The sequence below is a fragment of the Campylobacter concisus genome, assembly GCF_015679985.1.
Classification (GTDB): Bacteria; Campylobacterota; Campylobacteria; order Campylobacterales; family Campylobacteraceae; genus Campylobacter_A; species Campylobacter_A concisus_AC.
The window spans coordinates 1,088,871-1,105,772 of sequence record NZ_CP049239.1 but is presented as its reverse complement, the minus strand read 5'-3'; the positions used below and the strand labels follow the sequence as shown (position 1 = coordinate 1,105,772).

Here is a 16,902-nt window from a genome sequence, read left to right as displayed (position 1 = left end):
CTGCTTGCTTTAGCGGTTTTACTTTGCACGGTTTTTGGGGCTGATCCTGCGTTACCAACTATAAATTTAAGTCTAAATTCTCCAACAAATGCCGAGCAACTTGTAAATTCTCTAAACGTTTTACTAATTCTCACTGCACTTGCACTTGCTCCTTCGCTCATTTTTATGATGACAAGTTTTTTAAGGCTTGTTATCGTATTTTCATTTTTACGCCAAGCGATGGGTACGCAACAAGTGCCTCCTTCAACAGTGCTCATTTCGCTTGCGATGGTTCTTACATTTTTTATTATGGAGCCAGTTGGGCAAAAGAGCTATAACGATGGTATAAAGCCTTATATAGCTGAGCAGATAGGCTATGAAGAGATGCTTGATAAGAGCTTAAAGCCATTTAAAGAATTTATGGTAAAAAACACAAGAGAAAAAGACCTTGCACTTTTTTTTAGGATTAGAAATTTACAAAATCCAGCAAATATTGAAGAGATACCGCTAAGTATCGCAATGTCAGCTTTCATGATAAGTGAGCTAAAGACATCTTTTGAGATAGCTTTTTTGCTCTATTTACCATTTCTTGTCATCGACATGGTCGTAAGCTCAGTGCTGATGGCTATGGGTATGATGATGCTTCCTCCTGTAATGATCTCACTGCCATTTAAACTTCTCATATTCGTGCTTGTTGATGGCTGGAATTTGCTAATAGGAAATCTTGTAAAAAGCTTTCACTAATGAAAAAATTTTTATTCATTTTTTTGCCGGTATTTTTGCTTGGTTCAAATTTAAGTATGATCGCAAACAAGGCAACGCAAAATGAAATTTCAAAGATCAAAGAGCTTGAGTTAAAAAGAGCAAATTTAAACGATGAAGCCACATTAAGCTCATATATGCCAAGCCTTAGCTTAGAGGGCTCATACGGCAAAAATGCAAGCACCTTTCCAAGTGTAGTCGCTAAAGAGTCAGCCGGTGTGCTAGCTAGGATAGATTTTTTACTTTATGATGGCGGAGCGAGAGAGGCTAGGCTAAAGATGAGCCAGCTTTTAAAAAACAAAGCCATGATCGCTAGTGATGAAGTCAAAAACTATCTTGCACTTAAGGCTGTAAATTTATACTTTAACGCAGCTGCACTTGAAAATATAATCGCAGCCAAGCAGGCTCAGGCAAATTTTTTAAAAGGCGTTTTAGACAAGCTTGAAAAGGCAAACATTGCAGGCCTTGCCGCAAAAAATGAGCTAGAAAATGTGCGGGCTAAATATTACTTAGCTAATAGCACGCAGCTTGAATACAAAAACAAAATGGAGCAAATCTTAAATGAGATAAATTTGCTAACTGGTGAGAAAATTTTGCCAGTAGGCGGAGCAAAGATGGCTGATATTAACTCAAATTTAGCTTCAAAAAATGCCGAGCTTGATAGACTAAGCCAAGATATATTTTTAGGCGAGGCCAAGCTTAGCGAGACAAGAGCTAGCTTTTTGCCTCAAATTTTGCTTTATGACACATATGGATTTTATAAAAATAATTACGATATCGATCTAGGCAGGCTTAGTTCTTACCGCTCGTATGTGGATAAATACCTAAAAGAAGATACTCATGGTAATAAATTTGGTATCGCTTTTAAATGGAAAATTTTTGATTTTTTCGCCACTAGCAAGATGAGTCAGGTTCAAAAGATCGCGCTTGATGAGGCAAGGCTAAATTTGGAGTATAAAAGGCGTGAAAACGAGACAAAGCTTAAAAATTTGCAAAGTGAAATCGTGGTGCTTGCTTCAAAAATCGCTTCACTAAACGAATATGTAAGAGCAAGTGATTTGGCATTAAAAGCTAGCTATGAAAAGTATAACTCTGGGCTTTTGGGATATAGCGACCTGCTTGAGGCGCTCTCTCAGAAATTTGATGCCATTAGCCTTTTTGAGAGTGCAAAGGATGAGCTTGAGATCAAAAAAGCGGAGTTCTTTTTTGAAAATGGTGAGCCGATTTTAGAGAGGATTAGAGATTGAGAAAGCTGATAATTTTGATGATATTTGGCGTTTTTTCATTTGCTAGTGAAGAAATTTTTGCTGATTTTGAAGTCTATGCCAAGCAAAGCTCAAAGCTTGCATTTGAGAGCAGCGGCAAGGTGGATAAAATTTTTGTAGATGTTTCAAGTCACGTTAAAAAAGGTGACGTTTTAGCTAGCCTTGATCAAAGCAGCTTAGAAATCGCTCTAAAAAAGGTAAAAAATGATCTTGAGCTGGCAAAAAATGCTAGTGAATTTGCAAAAAATACTTTAAACAAATTTACTCAAGTAAAGGACGTCACTTCAAAGCAAGAATTTGATGAAGTAAAGTATAAATTTGACGAAGCGATACTTCGGGTTCAAAGTGCACAAATTGCTATTTTAAATGCGCAAGATCGCCTTAAAAAAGCTGTTTTAAAAGCCCCATTTGATGGCGTCATAGCTAGTAAAAATATTGAGCTTGGAGAGGGTGTTTCGCCGCTTAGTCCAGCTTTTGTTTTAAATTCAAATGAGGCAAAAATTTTAATAGCAATTGACGAAAAATATGTAGATTTGGTAAAGATTGGCGATACATTTAAATTTAAACTTGACGCAGCAAGCGATGAAAAAGAGGTAAAAATCGCACTTATCTATCCAGAGATCAAGCGAGAGACTAGAAAATTTTATGCCGAGGCTTATGATATGAGCTTAAAACCTGGCATGTTTGGTCAAGGAAAAGTGATAATCGGCAAAAATAAATGATAAAAACAGCCATCAACCGCCCTATAACTACATTAATGGTTTTTTTAAGCCTCGTTGTCTTTGGAATTTATTCTCTAAAGACGATGAATGTAAATTTATACCCACAAGTAAATATCCCAATAGTAAAGATCACGACCTACGCAAACGGCGATATGAACTATATAAAAACTAAGATCACTCAAAAGATCGAAGATGAAATTTCAAGCATTGAAGGTATCAAGAAAATTTACTCAACTAGCTTTGATAATCTAAGTGTGGTCAGCATCGAATTTGAGCTAAATAAAGACCTAGAGAGTGCTACAAATGACGTCCGCGATAAGATGCAAAAAGCTAGGCTAAACGCAAACTACGAGATAGAAAAGCTAAATGGGCTCTCGTCATCTGTATTTAGTCTCTTTATCACAAGGCTTGATGGCAATGAAACCAAGCTCATGCAAGAGATCGATGACGTGGCAAAGCCATTTTTGGAGCGCATTAGCGGCGTTTCAAAGGTCAAGACAAATGGCTTTTTAGAGCCGGCGGTGAAAATTTTACTTGATAGATTTAAGCTTGATAAAAACGCTCTTAGCGCAAACGAAGTGGCAAATTTGATAAAGGTTGAAAATTTAAAAGTGCCACTTGGCAAGATAGAAAATGAGCAGATCCAAATGGCGATCAAGTCAAATTTTAGCGCCAAAAGCGTAGATGAGATAAGAAATTTAACGATCAAACAAGGGGTCTTTTTAAAAGATATCGCAAGCGTTGATCTTGCTTACAAAGATGCAAACGAAGCAGCGATAATGGATAAAAAAAGTGGCGTCTTGCTGGGTCTTGAGCTAGCTCCAGACGCAAACGCTCTAACCGTGATCGCTCTAGCTAAGTCAAAGCTAGATCAGTTTAAAAGCTTGCTTGGCAGCGAATACGACGTAAAAATAGCTTATGATAAGAGCGAAGTGATACAAAAACACATCGATCAAACTGCCTTTGATATGATCCTTGGCGTCTTGCTAACCATCGTGATCGTATATCTGTTTTTAAGAAATTTCTCGATCACCATCATCTCAGTCGTGGCGATCCCAACTAGCATCGTAGCGACATTTTTCATCATAAATGCCCTAGGCTACGACATAAACCGCTTAAGTCTCATAGCGCTGACCCTTGGCATTGGAATTTTTATCGATGATGCGATCGTTGTCACTGAAAATATCGCTAGCAAGCTAAAAGATGAGCCAAATGCCCTAAAAGCAAGCTTTGCAGGTATAAAAGAGATAGCTTTTAGCGTCTTTGCGATCTCGCTCGTGCTGCTTTGCGTCTTTGTGCCAATAGCCTTTATGAGCGGTATCGTTGGCAAATACTTTAACTCATTTGCGATGAGCGTGGCAGCTGGCATCGTCATCTCATTTTTTGTGAGTATATTTCTTGTACCAACGCTTAGTGCTAGGTTTGTAAATGCCAAACAAAGTGGCTTTTTTCTAAAAAGTGAGCCATTTTTTGAAGCGCTTGAAAATGGCTATGAGAAAATTTTAGCTTTAGCTCTTAAATTTAAGCTCATATTTTTAGCTATAACGCTTGCGGTCGTTGTTTGCTCATTTGCTCTGGCTAAATTTGTAGGAGGCGACTTCATGCCAAGCGAGGATAACTCGGAGTTTAACATCTACTTTAAGCTCGATCCCTCACTTAGCCTGCAAGCTAGCAAAGAGAAGCTAAAAGATAAAATTTTACTCATAAATGCCGATCCTCAGGTAGCTTACGCCTACTTCATCCTTGGCTACACAGATGCCAAGCAGCCTTATCTTGTAAAGGCTTACGTTAGACTAAAGGAGCTAAAAGATAGAGCTAATCACGAGCGGCAAAACGCTATCATGCAAAGTTTTCGTGACAGACTAAAGAGCGATGATATGAGCGTCATCGTGGCTGATCTGCCAGTGGTTGAAGGTGGCGATGTGCAGCCAGTTAAGCTTACTATCACTTCTGAAAATGGCAAAGAGCTAGAAAAATTTGTGCCAAAGATCAGCAAAATGCTAAAAGAGATAAATGACGCAACGGACGTAAATTCGCCTGAAGAAGACTTGCTAAAGCGCGTGCAAATCTCTATCGATGAAGATAAGGCTAAGAGGCTAAATTTAGACAAAGCCAGCGTTGCAAGTGCTGTTTATAGCGCATTTAGCCAGAACGAGGTCTCTGTTTTTGAAAACGAAAATGGCAAAGAGTATGAGCTTTATATGCGCCTTGATGATAAATTTAGAAGCGATACAAATGATATCTTAAAGACCAAGATAAGAAGCAAAGAGGGCTTTTTTGTCACACTTGGCGATGTGGCGACGATTAGTTTTGAGCAAAAGCCAGCTAGTATTTCAAGGTTTAATAGAGCCGATGAGATCAAATTTCTAGCAAATACCAAAAACAACGCTCCGCTAAATAGCGTGGCAAATGAAATTTCAAAGAAGCTTGATGAAATTTTGCCTGCAAATTTCAAGTATAAATTTTTGGGATTTGTTGAGCTTATGGACGATACAAACGCTTCTTTTATCTTTACAGTAAGTGCTAGTGCAGTGCTTATTTACATGGTGCTAGCGGCACTTTATGAGAGCTTTTTGCTGCCATTTCTCATCATGCTTGCCATGCCACTTGCCTTTTGTGGTGTGGTGATAGGGCTTTTTATAAGCGGCAATCCATTTAGCCTATTTGTCATGGTTGGCGTCATCTTGCTCTTTGGTATGGTCGGCAAAAACGCCATTTTGGTGGTTGATTTTGCAAACCACTTTGCAAATAGTGGCATGGAGGCGAACGAAGCTGTTAAAATGGCTGCCAAAAAGCGTCTAAGGGCTGTTTTGATGACCACTTTTGCGATGATATTTGCCATGCTGCCTCTTGCTCTTAGCAGGGGTGCTGGCTATGAGGCCAACTCGCCTATGGCTATAAGCATCATCTTTGGGCTCATTAGCTCGACTTTACTAAGCCTGCTTGTCGTGCCAGTTCTGTTTGCATGGGTTTATAATCTTGATAAATTTATAAGAAAATTTTATGAAAGGGAGAGAATTTGAAGAAGATTTTGGCTGTTTTGCTCTTTGCTTTACCTCTTTGGGCTGGAAATTTACTAGAGATCATCGCTCTAGCGCAAAGTGCAAGGCTTGAGAGTTTGAAAGAATTTAATAAAAATGAATATATAAATAAAAATAAGAGTAAAAAGCTAAATTTATCCCTTGATGGCAGATATACCTTTGTGCCTGATGAGATAAAGGGCGGATATATGACAAAGGCGGGATCGATCACGGCAAAGGTTGAGTATCTTATCTTTGATGGCGGAGCGAGCGAGGCTGCTGATAAAATTTTAGACCACAAGGGCGTGGAGAAAATTTATAAAGATGAAGAGCTGATGAATCTCACTGCTTTTCAGGTCGCAAAGGTCTATTTTAATGCCGTTGCCCTAAATTCGCTTATAAATTTAGAGACAAAATTTGTCGATAGCTTTGCCAAGGCTGCGGCTGAAAATGAATTTTGGTTTGAGTATGGCGAGATAGATAAGAGCGAATTTGATGCGATAAATTTCACTCTTAGTAAAAAAAGAGCTGAGCTAGACGAGCTTGGACTTAAGCTAGCTGAGCTAAACTCAAGGATAAATTTACTCTCAAACGGCGAGATCGGCTTTAATGCTGGCTCAAAGATAATGATGCCAGATTTTAGCAAAGATGATATAAGCGCAAAACTTGGGGCAATGGAGCAAGAAAAATTTATAAAAGAGCAAGAAAATGAGAAGCAAAAGAGCAAATTTGCTCCAAAAATTTACTTAAAAGATACGCAAAGTGTGAATAATAACAGCTTTAAAAAAGGTGAGAGGACGACTTCGCAGATGATAGGTGCTTACGCTGATGCGAACAAGCCTAGAGTGGAGTTTGAGTGGAAGCTGCCTGATAGCTTAAGTCTTAGCAAGCAAAGTCAAGCTAAACGCATTGAAGAGCAAAAGGCGGCACTTGATCTAAGCGATGAAGAAAATAGGATAATCACTCGCCTAAAAGAGCTAGAAAGCACGATCAAAGGCTTAAATGCAAAGTTAAATTTGCAAGATTTGAAGCAAGATAAGCTTGATAGTGATTTTATTGATCTGCTAAATGGGTATCTTGATGGTGAGATAAAATATGAAGAATTTCTATTTGTGAGTGAGAAAAATTTTAGTGATAGGGCAAATTTCATACTTGATGGCGATTTACTTGAGCTAAACAAGCTTGAGTATTTTTTTGAATGTGCAAGAAAAATAAACGAGGTGATAATTGAATAAACTGATCTTTGTAACCATTTTGTGGGCTTTTAGCTTTAGTTTGATAGGTGAGTTTTTAGCTGGCAAGGTTGATAGCTATTTGGCTGTTTTTATTCGGGTTGCGCTTGCGAGCTTAGTCTTTTTGCCATTTACAAAATTTCGTGGCATTAGTCCAAAGCTAGCATTTGGCATCATGACGATCGGAGCGGTGCAAATAGGACTTATGTATCTATTTTATTACAATTCATTTTTGTATCTAAGTGTGCCAGAAGTAGCACTTTTTACCATTTTTACGCCGTTTTACGTGACGCTCATCTATGACGCATTTAGCTTTAAATTTAGGCCACTTTATCTATTTAGCGTTGGCGTTGCGGTTTTTGGAGCTTTGGTTATAAAATACGGTGCTATAAACGATGGTGTATTAAAGGGCTTTTTGCTAGTGCAAGCGGCAAATATCTGCTTTGGAGCAGGGCAGAGTGCATATAAAGCACTTTTAGAAAAATTTGACGTGGACCAAAAAAATGTCTTTGGCTACTTTCACTTTGGGGCATTCTTTGTAGCTATCGTTGCGCTTCTTACTCTTGGCAATCCAGCCAAATTTTCACTTACTTCAACTCAAATTTTAGTGCTTCTCTGGCTTGGCATAGTCGCTAGTGGAGTTGGATATTTTATGTGGAACAAAGGTGCTTGCGAGGTTGATAGCGGTGTGCTTGCCATTATGAATAACGCTCTCATTCCAGCCGCCATCATTGTGAATTTGGTCTTTTGGCAAAAGGACACAGACTTAACTAGGCTAATTTTAGGCGCTGTTATAATGTATATATCTTTGATAATTCATAACAAGATAATGAAATTTTATGGTATGAAGATCGCTTAGGCGTAAATTTTATAGCTAGCAACGAAAAAGCACAAGAGCCCAAGCAGCGGTAAAATGTAGAATATGGATTTAAATTTTATAGCTAGAAGTGAAGTGATATTATAAAAGATAAAAATAATAGCTGGCACGAAAATTTTAGTCGAGCTTAGTCTAAAATTTAAAACATTATTTAGCAATCCATCAAAAATGCCGCCATACGAAGCCATATGAAGTATGGCGCTTAATGGATAAAAAACGCTAAAGATGTAGTTGATAGCAAGGACGCTAAGCTGCTGTAAGCTAATGAGCGGAAAGAAATAAAGCACGCAAATTTCCATTGCAAAGCAAACATATAAATTTAAAAGTATAACATGAATGAAAGGCGAAAATTTATCTTTTAGGTGTTTAAAGTATAAAAATATGTAAAAAACGCCCATAAGTGAAAAGTAAAAACCTACGCTAAAAAGTAGCTGCGGAAAGAGCGATATGCTAACAAGCGCTACTATAAAAAGTGTCTTGAAGTTTAAAATTTTAACACCTTTTAACGTGCAATAAAATCCTAAAATGCTCATTAAGAACGCTCGCAAAAAGCTTGGTATAAAGCCTATTATAAAAAAGTAAAATGACAAGACTATAAAAACGATAATAGCTAGATCAAAGTTGTAGTTTCTAAAAGGTAAAAACCTAGCATATAAAAATTTTAAAAGCGGCCTAAATACAAAAAATATAACTGCACTTATAAAACCTAAATGATAGCCACTTATGGCTATAAGATGCGCTATACCAAGGTGCGAGACATCATCTCTTAACTCTGCATCAATACTTGTGCCTAAAAATAGAGCCGAGTAGAGCTGTGAAATTTTACTATTTTCATGCTGGGCGTAGATTAGTGATTGTAATTTTTGATTGATATTTAGCGTGGCTTTTCGTGGTAGTTTTTCGCGTGAAAAGCTAGGCATGTAAAAAGAGGAAGCAAGATAGTCTTTAAAACTAACGTCTAAATTTATGACGCTTAGAAATATATTATCTCCAGCTTTAAAGTCATCTGTTTTAGCTCCAAGCGTATAAAATGAAAACTCATCAGTTTTAAGCTTTAAAATTTGCCTTTTCTTGCCGTCATCTCCAAGCTTTTCGTAGCTAGAAATCACGGTTGCTGTTAGCTCTTGTTCGCCTTTGTCCATAAAAATTTGATATTTATGGTAGCTAATAGCCAAATTTATAGAAAAAATACAAAGGCAAAACAGACAAAATATAGTAAAAATTTCTCTATTTTTTAAAGCTTTAAAACACATCAGCCTTCAAATGAAACATCAGATACTGGCATTGCAGACATATCTTCAAATCTTGAGTGTTGCTTTTGAAAGAGCACATCAACTGAGCCAGTTTCGCCATTTCTATTTTTGCCAACTATGATCTCAGCCTTTTCTTGAAGCTTATTAAAGACATGATTGCTCTTGTACTCTTTGCCCTCGGCACTTGCGCGTTTTTCTTTCTCTTTTTCCTCTTGTTCTAGATAAAATTCATCTCTATAAACAAAAAGAATAATGTCGGCATCTTGCTCGATCGCACCTGATTCTCTTAGATCGCTTAGCATAGGGCGTTTATTTGCGCGAGATTCAAGGCTTCTATTTAGCTGAGAAAGAGCGATGATTGGCATATCTAGCTCACGTGCCAAAAGCTTTAATCCACGAGAAATTTCAGCTATTTGGACGTGACGATCAGCGTAGTTATTTGTACTCATCATAAGACCGATGTAGTCGATCACGCAAAGTGAAATCTCAGGATGCATAGCCTTTAGTTTTCGCATTTGCGTTCTTACTTGATGGATATTTACATAGCCACTATCATGCACAAAAAGCTTGCTAGCAGCAAACTCTTCACAAGCATCGCTAAATCTAGCCAACGCTTCATCATCCATCTTTGCGGTCATTATGTCTTGAAGCGGGATAGAGGTCTTGCTTGCTAGCATTCTCATCATTATCTGCTCAGCTGGCATCTCGAGCGAGAAAAAAACAACTCCAGCATTATTTTTTAGAACCTGACTCATAAAATTTAAACAAAGTGTCGTTTTTCCCATGCCTGGACGAGCTGCGACGATGATGAGGTCTCCATTTTTAAAGCCCTTTATCATCTCATTTAGCTTCTTAAATCCAGTGTCAAGTCCAACTATGTCTTTTTCGCCAAGTAAAGCTTGAGCATTAATATGATCCATCATTTTCGTGATGATCTCTTTGCCTTCTTTTATAACTCCAGTGCTTCCACCTTCTATCAAAGAGTAAAATTCCTGGCTAAGATCATCGACCATATCGCGACTTGGTTTGTCTTCATTTACCTTGCTTGGTATGTTGTGAGCTATTTTTACAAGACTTCTTTTTATAGATTTTTCTCTTAGTTCGTTTGCGTATTTTTGAATGTCTATTAGGGAGTTTGTGCCTAAAATATCTAGTATTAGCTCTTCGTCGTATTTTTCGCCAAGTCTATTTTTTAAAAATGGCATAGTTATAGGATCATCGCTATTTAGGCATGCCACCATTGCATCGTATATTTGCGAATGCCCTTTTAGATAAAAATCCTTTGCCTTAACAATGTCAAAAATTTCACCTAAAATATCGTTGTTTTGCAAAATGGAGCTTAGTATAGCTCGCTCCATATCAATGTCGTAAAGGTTGGTAAATTCTATCTCGTTAACTCTTTGCTTTGCCACAACTTTTCCTTTAGTCTCTACTTTTTATCTCGTCATCGATCTCTTGTAAAAATCTATCCACAAGTTCGCTCTCGGGTAGTCTTGCGACCACTTCGCCGTGACGCATTATCATGCCATTGCCTTTGCCAAATGCTATGGCAACATCTGCACCTTTTGCCTCGCCGATAGCATTTACCACGCAGCCCATAACTGAGACGTTTAGCGGCTCTTTTATACCTTTTGTTTTTTCTTCTACGAGCTTTACTGCAGCCATAAGATCAGCTTGCAAACGCCCACAAGTTGGGCATGAGATGATATTTAGCCCCTCTTTTTGTCGCCCGCTATCTTTTAAGATCGCCTTTGCGACTTTGATCTCCTCTTCAAGCTCGCCTGTAATGCTAACTCTCATCGTATCGCCGATACCTTCAAGTAAAAGCCCACCAAGCGCGATCGCGGACTTGATAGTCGCGTGAAAAGTGGTACCTGCCTCTGTTACACCAAGGTGAAACGGATAGTTTGTCTTCGGACGAAGCGCTCTATATGCTTGCATAGTGCGCTCTACGTCGCTTGATTTAAGCGAAATTTTAATGTCCGTAAAGTCAAAATCCTCAAGAAGCTTGATGTTGTACATCGCACTCTCCACCATCGCCTCTACCGTGCGGCCGTAGCGGTCCTCAAACTGCTTTTCAAGTGAGCCAGAATTTACACCTATGCGGATAGGTAAATTTCGCTGTTTGCAGGCATCAACGACTGCTTTTATATTTTTGGCTGAGCCAATGTTGCCTGGATTTATGCGGATAGCATCGACAAATTCGCTAACTATAAGCGCATAGGTGTGGTTAAAATGAATGTCTGCAACGACTGGAATAGGTGAGCCCGCAACGATCTGTTTTAGTGCGCTGGCGTCCTCTTTATCAAAAACTGCGCAGCGCACGATGTCACAGCCTGCAAAGTATAGCCTTTGTATCTGCTCTAGCGTGCCTTTTACGTCTTTTGTCTTTGAAAAAGTCATTGATTGCACGGATATTGGCGCGTCGCCACCTATTAAAACATTGCGAATTTTTATCTGTTTTGTTGGGTATCGTTGCAAAATTTTACCTTTAAATTTTTATTGGGGATTATAAAGAAAAATGGCTTTTAAAAGGCTTGAAAATTTATTTTTAATAGTTTAAAAATTAGTATTTTTATTGGATGTAGTTTCTAAAATTTTACTTACTCTTTATAGCCAACTTATCAAATTCCATAATGCTTTCATAAGCATTAGGTTTCCCTATATGTCTATTTTTAAAATTTGTCATGTCTTTGTTGAATAGTTTTTAGACTAACATTTTAAGTAAAATTGACTGGATCTATATCGATATCACTAAGCTCGCTTTTGCAGAGGTTTGCAGCTTTTAAAAGAGGTATGTGAGAGTTTGAGCGGAGTAGAATTTCATACCTAAATTTACTTCCAAGATACTCTATCTGGCACTTTCCGTATCCTATGATCTCAAGTTCATCGCTTCTTAAAGGTTCTATTCTTTGTACAAATTCATTCATTGTATTTTTTACTATGTGTTCATCTTTATGCGAGATGATAATGCGAAGAAGCCTGGTAAATGGCGGATAAAGCTCTTTCCTATAATCTATCTCATCTTTTAAAAATGCGTCATAATCACTGATGTAACTCTCAAAAAATTCTCTTTGTTTGCTTTGAATGATAACTCTACCAACCCCGTTTCTGCCAGCTCTTCCGGCTACTTGCATGGCAAGAGCGAGCGTTCGCTCCCTGGCTTTATAATCAGGAAAATTTAAAAGCTCATCAAAGCCCATGATGACAGCAAGCTCTACGTTGTGGTAATCATGCCCTTTGCTTAGCATCTGCGTGCCAAGCAAGATGTCTATTTTACCGTCGTTAAATTCTTTTAAGGCCTTTATGAGCTTGTTTTGCGTCGTTATTTCATCCCTGTCAAATTTAGCGATTCTGGCGTTCGCAAACTCAGCTTGCAGCCGCTCAAGTAGCTCGCTAGTACCAATTTTTTTGGCCTCTATCATCTCGCTGCCGCACTGATGGCAGGTCTTTGGCACGGCCATTTTATGCTCGCAGTATTGACACTTTAGCACGTTTTGTTTTTTGTAGTAGCTCATACCGATACTGCAAAATGGGCACTTTAGCGTTTCACCGCAGTTTTTGCAGACTAGATATTTAAAATTTGCCCTTGTTGGCAGGCAGATGACAGCTTGCTTTTTATTCGCGAGTGTCTTTGAAATTTCATCTTTTAAAATTTCACTAATTCCAGTCTCGCTCTCGTCGAAAATGTAATTTTTTTGCGAATCAAAATATGTCCCTTTTAAGCGAAAATGCTTCTGCTTGTAAAAGCTAGTAAGGCTTGGCGTGGCACTTCCAAGCACCACTTGTAGGTCAAATTTGCTAGTTAGAAAGAGGGCGAGATCTCTTGCGTTGTAGTGTGGTTTTGAGCCTGTGTTTTTGTAGCTATCGTCGTGTTCTTCGTCGATGATGATAAGTTTTAGTTTTTCAAGTGGCAAAAATAAAGCCGATCTCGCACCTGCAACGAGCCTAACTTTTCCAATTTTTATATCTTTTAAAATTTGCTCTTTTTTCTTTGACGTGATCTTTGAGTGCCAAACAGCTACTGCCTCGCCAAAGAAGCTCTCAAGGCGTTTTTGCATTTGTGGTGTGAGTGAAATTTCAGGCATTAAAAATAGCGCATGAGTACCTGCGTTTAAAATTTCTCTGATCTTTGCTATGTAAATTTCGCTTTTTCCGCTTCCAGTGTCGCCAAAGATGAGTGAAATTTTACGTTTATTTATAAAATCCAAAGCCTCTTGCTGTTTTTCGCTTAGTTTGGGTGCTACATTAAAATTTTGATTTTCATAAATTTGATCTACTGCAATAGTGTCATTTGGTTCAAATAAATTTAGACTGACGCCAAGCTCGCATGTGTAATATTTTGAGATAAATATTGCCAATTCGCTTTGCATTGAAGTTAGATTAATCGGTAGAATTTCTAAAATTTTACTTGTTTTAAACTCTGGCTTGCCAGTCTCTTTTATGATAAAAGCAGTAAGAATTTTTCCTTTTAAAGAAGCCTTTACGCCTTGAAATTTTTCTAGTTTTTGATCGCTTTCATAAGTGAGTGGGGCTAAATTTAGCCCATAAAATGCGAGTATGTAATAATGCATTACTGAAGTGATTTGCAAATTTCATTTTCATCACTGCAACCAAAATCACCAGTATTTTTATCGTATTTGAAATTTGCTACTTTGCCATCTAGCCTAAATGTATATTTGTCATCGCCTATTCTGTGCCAGCCATTTTTGCTGCCGCTATCTTTTATCGGTATATTTATAACATTTTTAAAGAGTTTGCTTGGATCGCCATCGTCTAGTTTTTGTGGAAATTCTGGCTTTGCTTGCAAGATATTGTCATTGTATTTTAGTGAAATTCCACTTCTTATAGCGGCAAGTTGAGTTTTTGCATTTGAGATGGTAGCATCACTTCTAGAAAAAAATAGCCTAGGTATAGCGACCGTGCTTAAAATGCCTAGTATAACTACTATAAATATCAGCTCAAGCAAGGTGTAAGCTCGTCTTTTCATCTCTCTTCTCGCTTTAATATCTCATCAACGTTGCCAGTTAAATTTTTTACGGCCTTTATCACAGCATAATTTTCATAACATTTTTCTATAAAGGCATTTAAAAGCTCTTTTGGCTCGATAAATTGGCGTCCGCCCATTAAATTTTGCCAGTCATCTTCAAAGAATTTAGCAAAATCATCATCAAGCGTGATCGTATAGTCGCGAGATGATATCGTGAGCATGATTTTTTTCATATTTTAGCCAAGCTTATCTGCCAAGGACAGCTTCGATTTTTCTCATTACATCATCAGCTTCGGTATTTTTCTTGTCAAGATCCTCTTCTAAACGCATGATTTGATTGCTTTTTGCCTCATTTTGTGCTTTTAAAGTTACGATCTCGTTGCGTAACTCTTCGTTCGTTTTGCAAAGTTCGTCATATTTTGTGATCAGGTCATTTACTTTATCGCTTAGTGTGGTTAAGATCGCATTATCTTCAAACATAAAAGTTCCTTTAACATAATAATTAGGCTCGTATTCTAACACGCAGAGGCTAAATTCTTATTAAAATTATCATTTGACAAAGCACTATCTTTGCTATAAAATTCGCCCAAATTTAAAGGCAATCAATGAGTAAATTTGAAATTTCATCTAAATTTAGCCCAAGCAGCGACCAAGCAAGAGCGATAAAAGAGATAGTAAAAAGCATAAAATCAGGCAATAAATACCAAACACTTCTAGGTGTGACAGGGTCCGGCAAAACTTTCACCATGGCAAATGTCACACGTGAGCTAAACATGCCAACGCTTATCATGACGCATAACAAATCCCTTGCCGCGCAGCTTTATAGCGAATTTAAGGGCTTTTTCCCAAAAAATCATGTCGAGTACTTCATAAGCTACTACGACTACTACCAGCCAGAGGCCTATATCCCAAGAAGCGACCTATATATAGAAAAGGATAGCTCGGTAAATGAGGAACTTGAGCGCTTGCGCCTCTCTGCGACGGCTAGCTTGCTAAGCTTTGATGATGTGATCTGTGTGGCCTCAGTCTCTGCAAACTACGGCCTTGGTAACCCAAGCGAGTATAAAGGGATGGTGGCATATCTTAGCGTAGGGGAGAAGATAAGCCAAAGAAAGCTTTTAGAGCAGCTTGTGGATATGGGCTATAAACGCAATGACAACTACTTTGATAGGGGGGACTTTCGCGTAAATGGCGATGTGGTTGATATTTACCCAGCTTACTACAACGACGAAGCGCTAAGGATTGAGTTTTTTGGCGATGAGATCGATGCGATGTATTATTTTGACGTGCTTGATAACAAAAGGCTAAAGGATATCTCTAAATTTACGCTTTATGCCACCAGCCAGTTTATCGTAGGCGCTGATAGGCTAAAGATCGCGATGAAAGAGATCGAAGAGGAGCTTGATGCGCGCTTAAAAGAATTTAACGAGCAGGGCAAGCTAGTAGAGGCGCAGAGACTAAAGCAAAGGGTGGAGTTTGACCTTGAAATGATGGCAAGCACAGGCATGTGCAAGGGTATCGAAAACTACGCGCGCCACCTGACCGGTCAAAAGCCTGGAGAGACGCCGTACTCGATGTTTGACTACTTTGAGATAAGCGGCAAGGACTATCTAGTCATTGTCGATGAAAGTCACGTGAGTTTGCCGCAGTTTAGGGGCATGTATGCGGGCGATAGGAGTCGTAAAGAGGTGCTTGTGGAGTATGGATTTCGTTTGCCATCAGCTCTTGATAACAGGCCGCTTAAATTTGATGAGTTTATAAGCAAAAAGGCGAAATTTCTCTTTGTCTCAGCCACGCCAAACGAGTATGAGCTTGGTATCAGCCAGGGGCATGTCTATGAGCAAATTTTGCGACCTACGGGACTACTTGACCCGATCATCGAGATAAAAGATAGCGATAATCAAGTCGAGGTGCTATTTGACGAGGCAAAGGCAGTCATCGCAAGAGGTGAGCGCGTGCTAGTTACGGTGCTAACTAAAAAGATGGCCGAGGAGCTAAGCCGCTACTACATCGAGCTTGGCGTCAAGGTCAAGTATATGCACTCAGACATCGACGCAATCGAGCGAAATGAGATCATTAGAGGGCTTAGAAGTGGCGAATTTGACATGCTAATAGGCATAAATTTGCTCCGTGAGGGGCTAGACCTGCCAGAAGTGAGCCTAATAGCGATCATGGACGCCGATAAAGAGGGCTTTTTGCGCTCGACCACGAGCCTTATACAGACGATGGGGCGTGCGGCTAGAAATGTAAATGGCAAGGTGCTAATGTTTGCCAAAAAGATCACGCACTCGATGAAAGAGGCGATCGATACGACGACAGCTAGGCGTAAATTTCAAGATGAGTACAACAAAGCTCACGGCATAACGCCGCACTCTGCAAGTAGAAATATCGAAGAGAGCCTGCATGTCGAAGATGATGGTGAAATTTATAAACGTGGTAAAAATTTAGAGAAGATGCCAGCTAGCGAGCGAGCTGCGATAGTAAAAGAGCTAAGAAAGCAGATGCTTGAAGCGGCGGCACAGCTGGAGTTTGAGAAGGCGGCGGCACTACGTGATGAGATAGCAAAGATGAGAAAACTTTAAAAAAGACAAGCCCTTTTTGTTTTATACTGCGTTGGATATCGCTTCAAACTTCGGTCACGTATCATATATACGCTCCCTTGTTTTTGCTCATCCGCCTTGTCTGAAACAAAAATTTTCTTGTCTTGGTGGCTTAAATTTATTTGTCCTATCTTCGGTCGAAAATTTCTTCGTAGCATTTAAAATCATCACAAGATACCTTGCCTTGATATTTGGTTGTCAA

14 protein-coding genes are annotated in these 16,902 nt (G+C 38.8%); 7 read left to right on the top strand and 7 right to left on the bottom strand.

Going from position 1 to position 16,902, the window contains the following annotated elements:
• The 6 genes from fliP to G5B98_RS05590 are packed head-to-tail and all read left to right on the top strand — an operon-like array spanning position 1 to position 7,839.
• The gene (fliP, locus tag G5B98_RS05615) at positions 1 to 723 is read left to right on the top strand and encodes a flagellar type III secretion system pore protein FliP (RefSeq protein ID WP_374048483.1); all 723 of its coding nucleotides are present in this window, start codon (positions 1 to 3) and stop codon (positions 721 to 723) included.
• Entirely contained in the window at positions 723 to 1,988 is a 1,266-nt protein-coding gene (locus G5B98_RS05610; protein WP_196086293.1) for a TolC family protein, read from the top strand. The genes fliP and G5B98_RS05610 overlap by 1 nt, the downstream gene beginning before the upstream one ends.
• On the top strand, positions 1,985 to 2,728 hold the full coding sequence (locus tag G5B98_RS05605; RefSeq protein ID WP_196086292.1) for an efflux RND transporter periplasmic adaptor subunit: 744 nt from the start codon (positions 1,985 to 1,987) through the stop codon (positions 2,726 to 2,728). The genes G5B98_RS05610 and G5B98_RS05605 overlap by 4 nt, the downstream gene beginning before the upstream one ends.
• Positions 2,725 to 5,751: an efflux RND transporter permease subunit gene (locus tag G5B98_RS05600; protein WP_196086291.1), complete on the top strand. Its 3,027-nt coding sequence runs from the start codon at positions 2,725 to 2,727 to the stop codon at positions 5,749 to 5,751. The genes G5B98_RS05605 and G5B98_RS05600 overlap by 4 nt, the downstream gene beginning before the upstream one ends.
• Positions 5,748 to 6,983: a TolC family protein gene (locus tag G5B98_RS05595; RefSeq protein ID WP_196086290.1), complete on the top strand. Its 1,236-nt coding sequence runs from the start codon at positions 5,748 to 5,750 to the stop codon at positions 6,981 to 6,983. The genes G5B98_RS05600 and G5B98_RS05595 overlap by 4 nt, the downstream gene beginning before the upstream one ends.
• Positions 6,976 to 7,839, top strand: coding sequence for an EamA family transporter (locus tag G5B98_RS05590; RefSeq protein WP_196086289.1), 864 nt, complete (start codon positions 6,976 to 6,978; stop codon positions 7,837 to 7,839). Before G5B98_RS05595 ends, G5B98_RS05590 begins: the two co-directional genes overlap by 8 nt.
• On the opposite strand, the gene G5B98_RS05585 is transcribed toward G5B98_RS05590, so the two are convergent.
• The 7 genes from G5B98_RS05585 to G5B98_RS05555 all read right to left on the bottom strand — a co-directional run bounded on the left by G5B98_RS05585 (position 7,836) and on the right by G5B98_RS05555 (position 14,580).
• A complete protein-coding gene (locus G5B98_RS05585) occupies positions 7,836 to 8,999 on the bottom strand; it encodes a ComEC/Rec2 family competence protein (RefSeq protein WP_232525356.1) in 1,164 nt (387 codons plus the stop codon). The two genes, G5B98_RS05590 and G5B98_RS05585, sit on opposite strands and share 4 nt — an antisense overlap.
• 110 nt (positions 9,000 to 9,109) lie before the next feature.
• Entirely contained in the window at positions 9,110 to 10,522 is a 1,413-nt protein-coding gene (locus G5B98_RS05580) for a replicative DNA helicase (RefSeq protein WP_196086287.1), read from the bottom strand.
• 10 nt (positions 10,523 to 10,532) lie between these two features.
• On the bottom strand, positions 10,533 to 11,591 hold the full coding sequence (gene ispG, locus G5B98_RS05575; protein WP_085658583.1) for a flavodoxin-dependent (E)-4-hydroxy-3-methylbut-2-enyl-diphosphate synthase: 1,059 nt from the start codon (positions 11,589 to 11,591) through the stop codon (positions 10,533 to 10,535).
• Positions 11,592 to 11,830: 239 nt separating this feature from the next.
• Positions 11,831 to 13,684: a primosomal protein N' gene (locus G5B98_RS05570; RefSeq protein ID WP_196087355.1), complete on the bottom strand. Its 1,854-nt coding sequence runs from the start codon at positions 13,682 to 13,684 to the stop codon at positions 11,831 to 11,833.
• Complete coding sequence (locus G5B98_RS05565; protein WP_072594389.1) at positions 13,684 to 14,100, bottom strand: type II secretion system protein; 417 nt, start codon at positions 14,098 to 14,100, stop codon at positions 13,684 to 13,686. Before G5B98_RS05565 ends, G5B98_RS05570 begins: the two co-directional genes overlap by 1 nt.
• Complete coding sequence (locus G5B98_RS05560; protein ID WP_107788879.1) at positions 14,097 to 14,333, bottom strand: hypothetical protein; 237 nt, start codon at positions 14,331 to 14,333, stop codon at positions 14,097 to 14,099. The genes G5B98_RS05565 and G5B98_RS05560 overlap by 4 nt, the downstream gene beginning before the upstream one ends.
• A gap of 13 nt (positions 14,334 to 14,346) precedes the next feature.
• Positions 14,347 to 14,580 carry a cell division protein ZapB gene (locus G5B98_RS05555; RefSeq protein WP_021091279.1) on the bottom strand — a complete coding sequence of 78 codons (234 nt, stop codon included), beginning with the start codon at positions 14,578 to 14,580 and terminating at the stop codon, positions 14,347 to 14,349.
• A gap of 125 nt (positions 14,581 to 14,705) precedes the next feature.
• Between G5B98_RS05555 and uvrB the strand changes: the two genes are divergently transcribed.
• Entirely contained in the window at positions 14,706 to 16,682 is a 1,977-nt protein-coding gene (uvrB, locus tag G5B98_RS05550) for an excinuclease ABC subunit UvrB (protein WP_196086286.1), read from the top strand.
• The last annotated feature ends 220 nt before the right edge of the window (positions 16,683 to 16,902 follow it).

Excerpts from the sequence above, each read along its gene's own strand:
- G5B98_RS05570 (WP_196087355.1), bottom strand. The coding sequence starts at position 13,684 with ATGCATTATTACATACTCGCATTTTATGGGCTAAATTTAGCCCCACTC.
- G5B98_RS05610 (WP_196086293.1), top strand. The coding sequence starts at position 723 with ATGAAAAAATTTTTATTCATTTTTTTGCCGGTATTTTTGCTTGGTTCA.
- G5B98_RS05600 (WP_196086291.1), top strand. The coding sequence starts at position 2,725 with ATGATAAAAACAGCCATCAACCGCCCTATAACTACATTAATGGTTTTT.
- uvrB (WP_196086286.1), top strand. The coding sequence starts at position 14,706 with ATGAGTAAATTTGAAATTTCATCTAAATTTAGCCCAAGCAGCGACCAA.
- G5B98_RS05565 (WP_072594389.1), bottom strand. The coding sequence starts at position 14,100 with ATGAAAAGACGAGCTTACACCTTGCTTGAGCTGATATTTATAGTAGTT.
- G5B98_RS05560 (WP_107788879.1), bottom strand. The coding sequence starts at position 14,333 with ATGAAAAAAATCATGCTCACGATATCATCTCGCGACTATACGATCACG.
- G5B98_RS05555 (WP_021091279.1), bottom strand. The coding sequence starts at position 14,580 with ATGTTTGAAGATAATGCGATCTTAACCACACTAAGCGATAAAGTAAAT.
- G5B98_RS05585 (WP_232525356.1), bottom strand. The coding sequence starts at position 8,999 with ATGGACAAAGGCGAACAAGAGCTAACAGCAACCGTGATTTCTAGCTAC.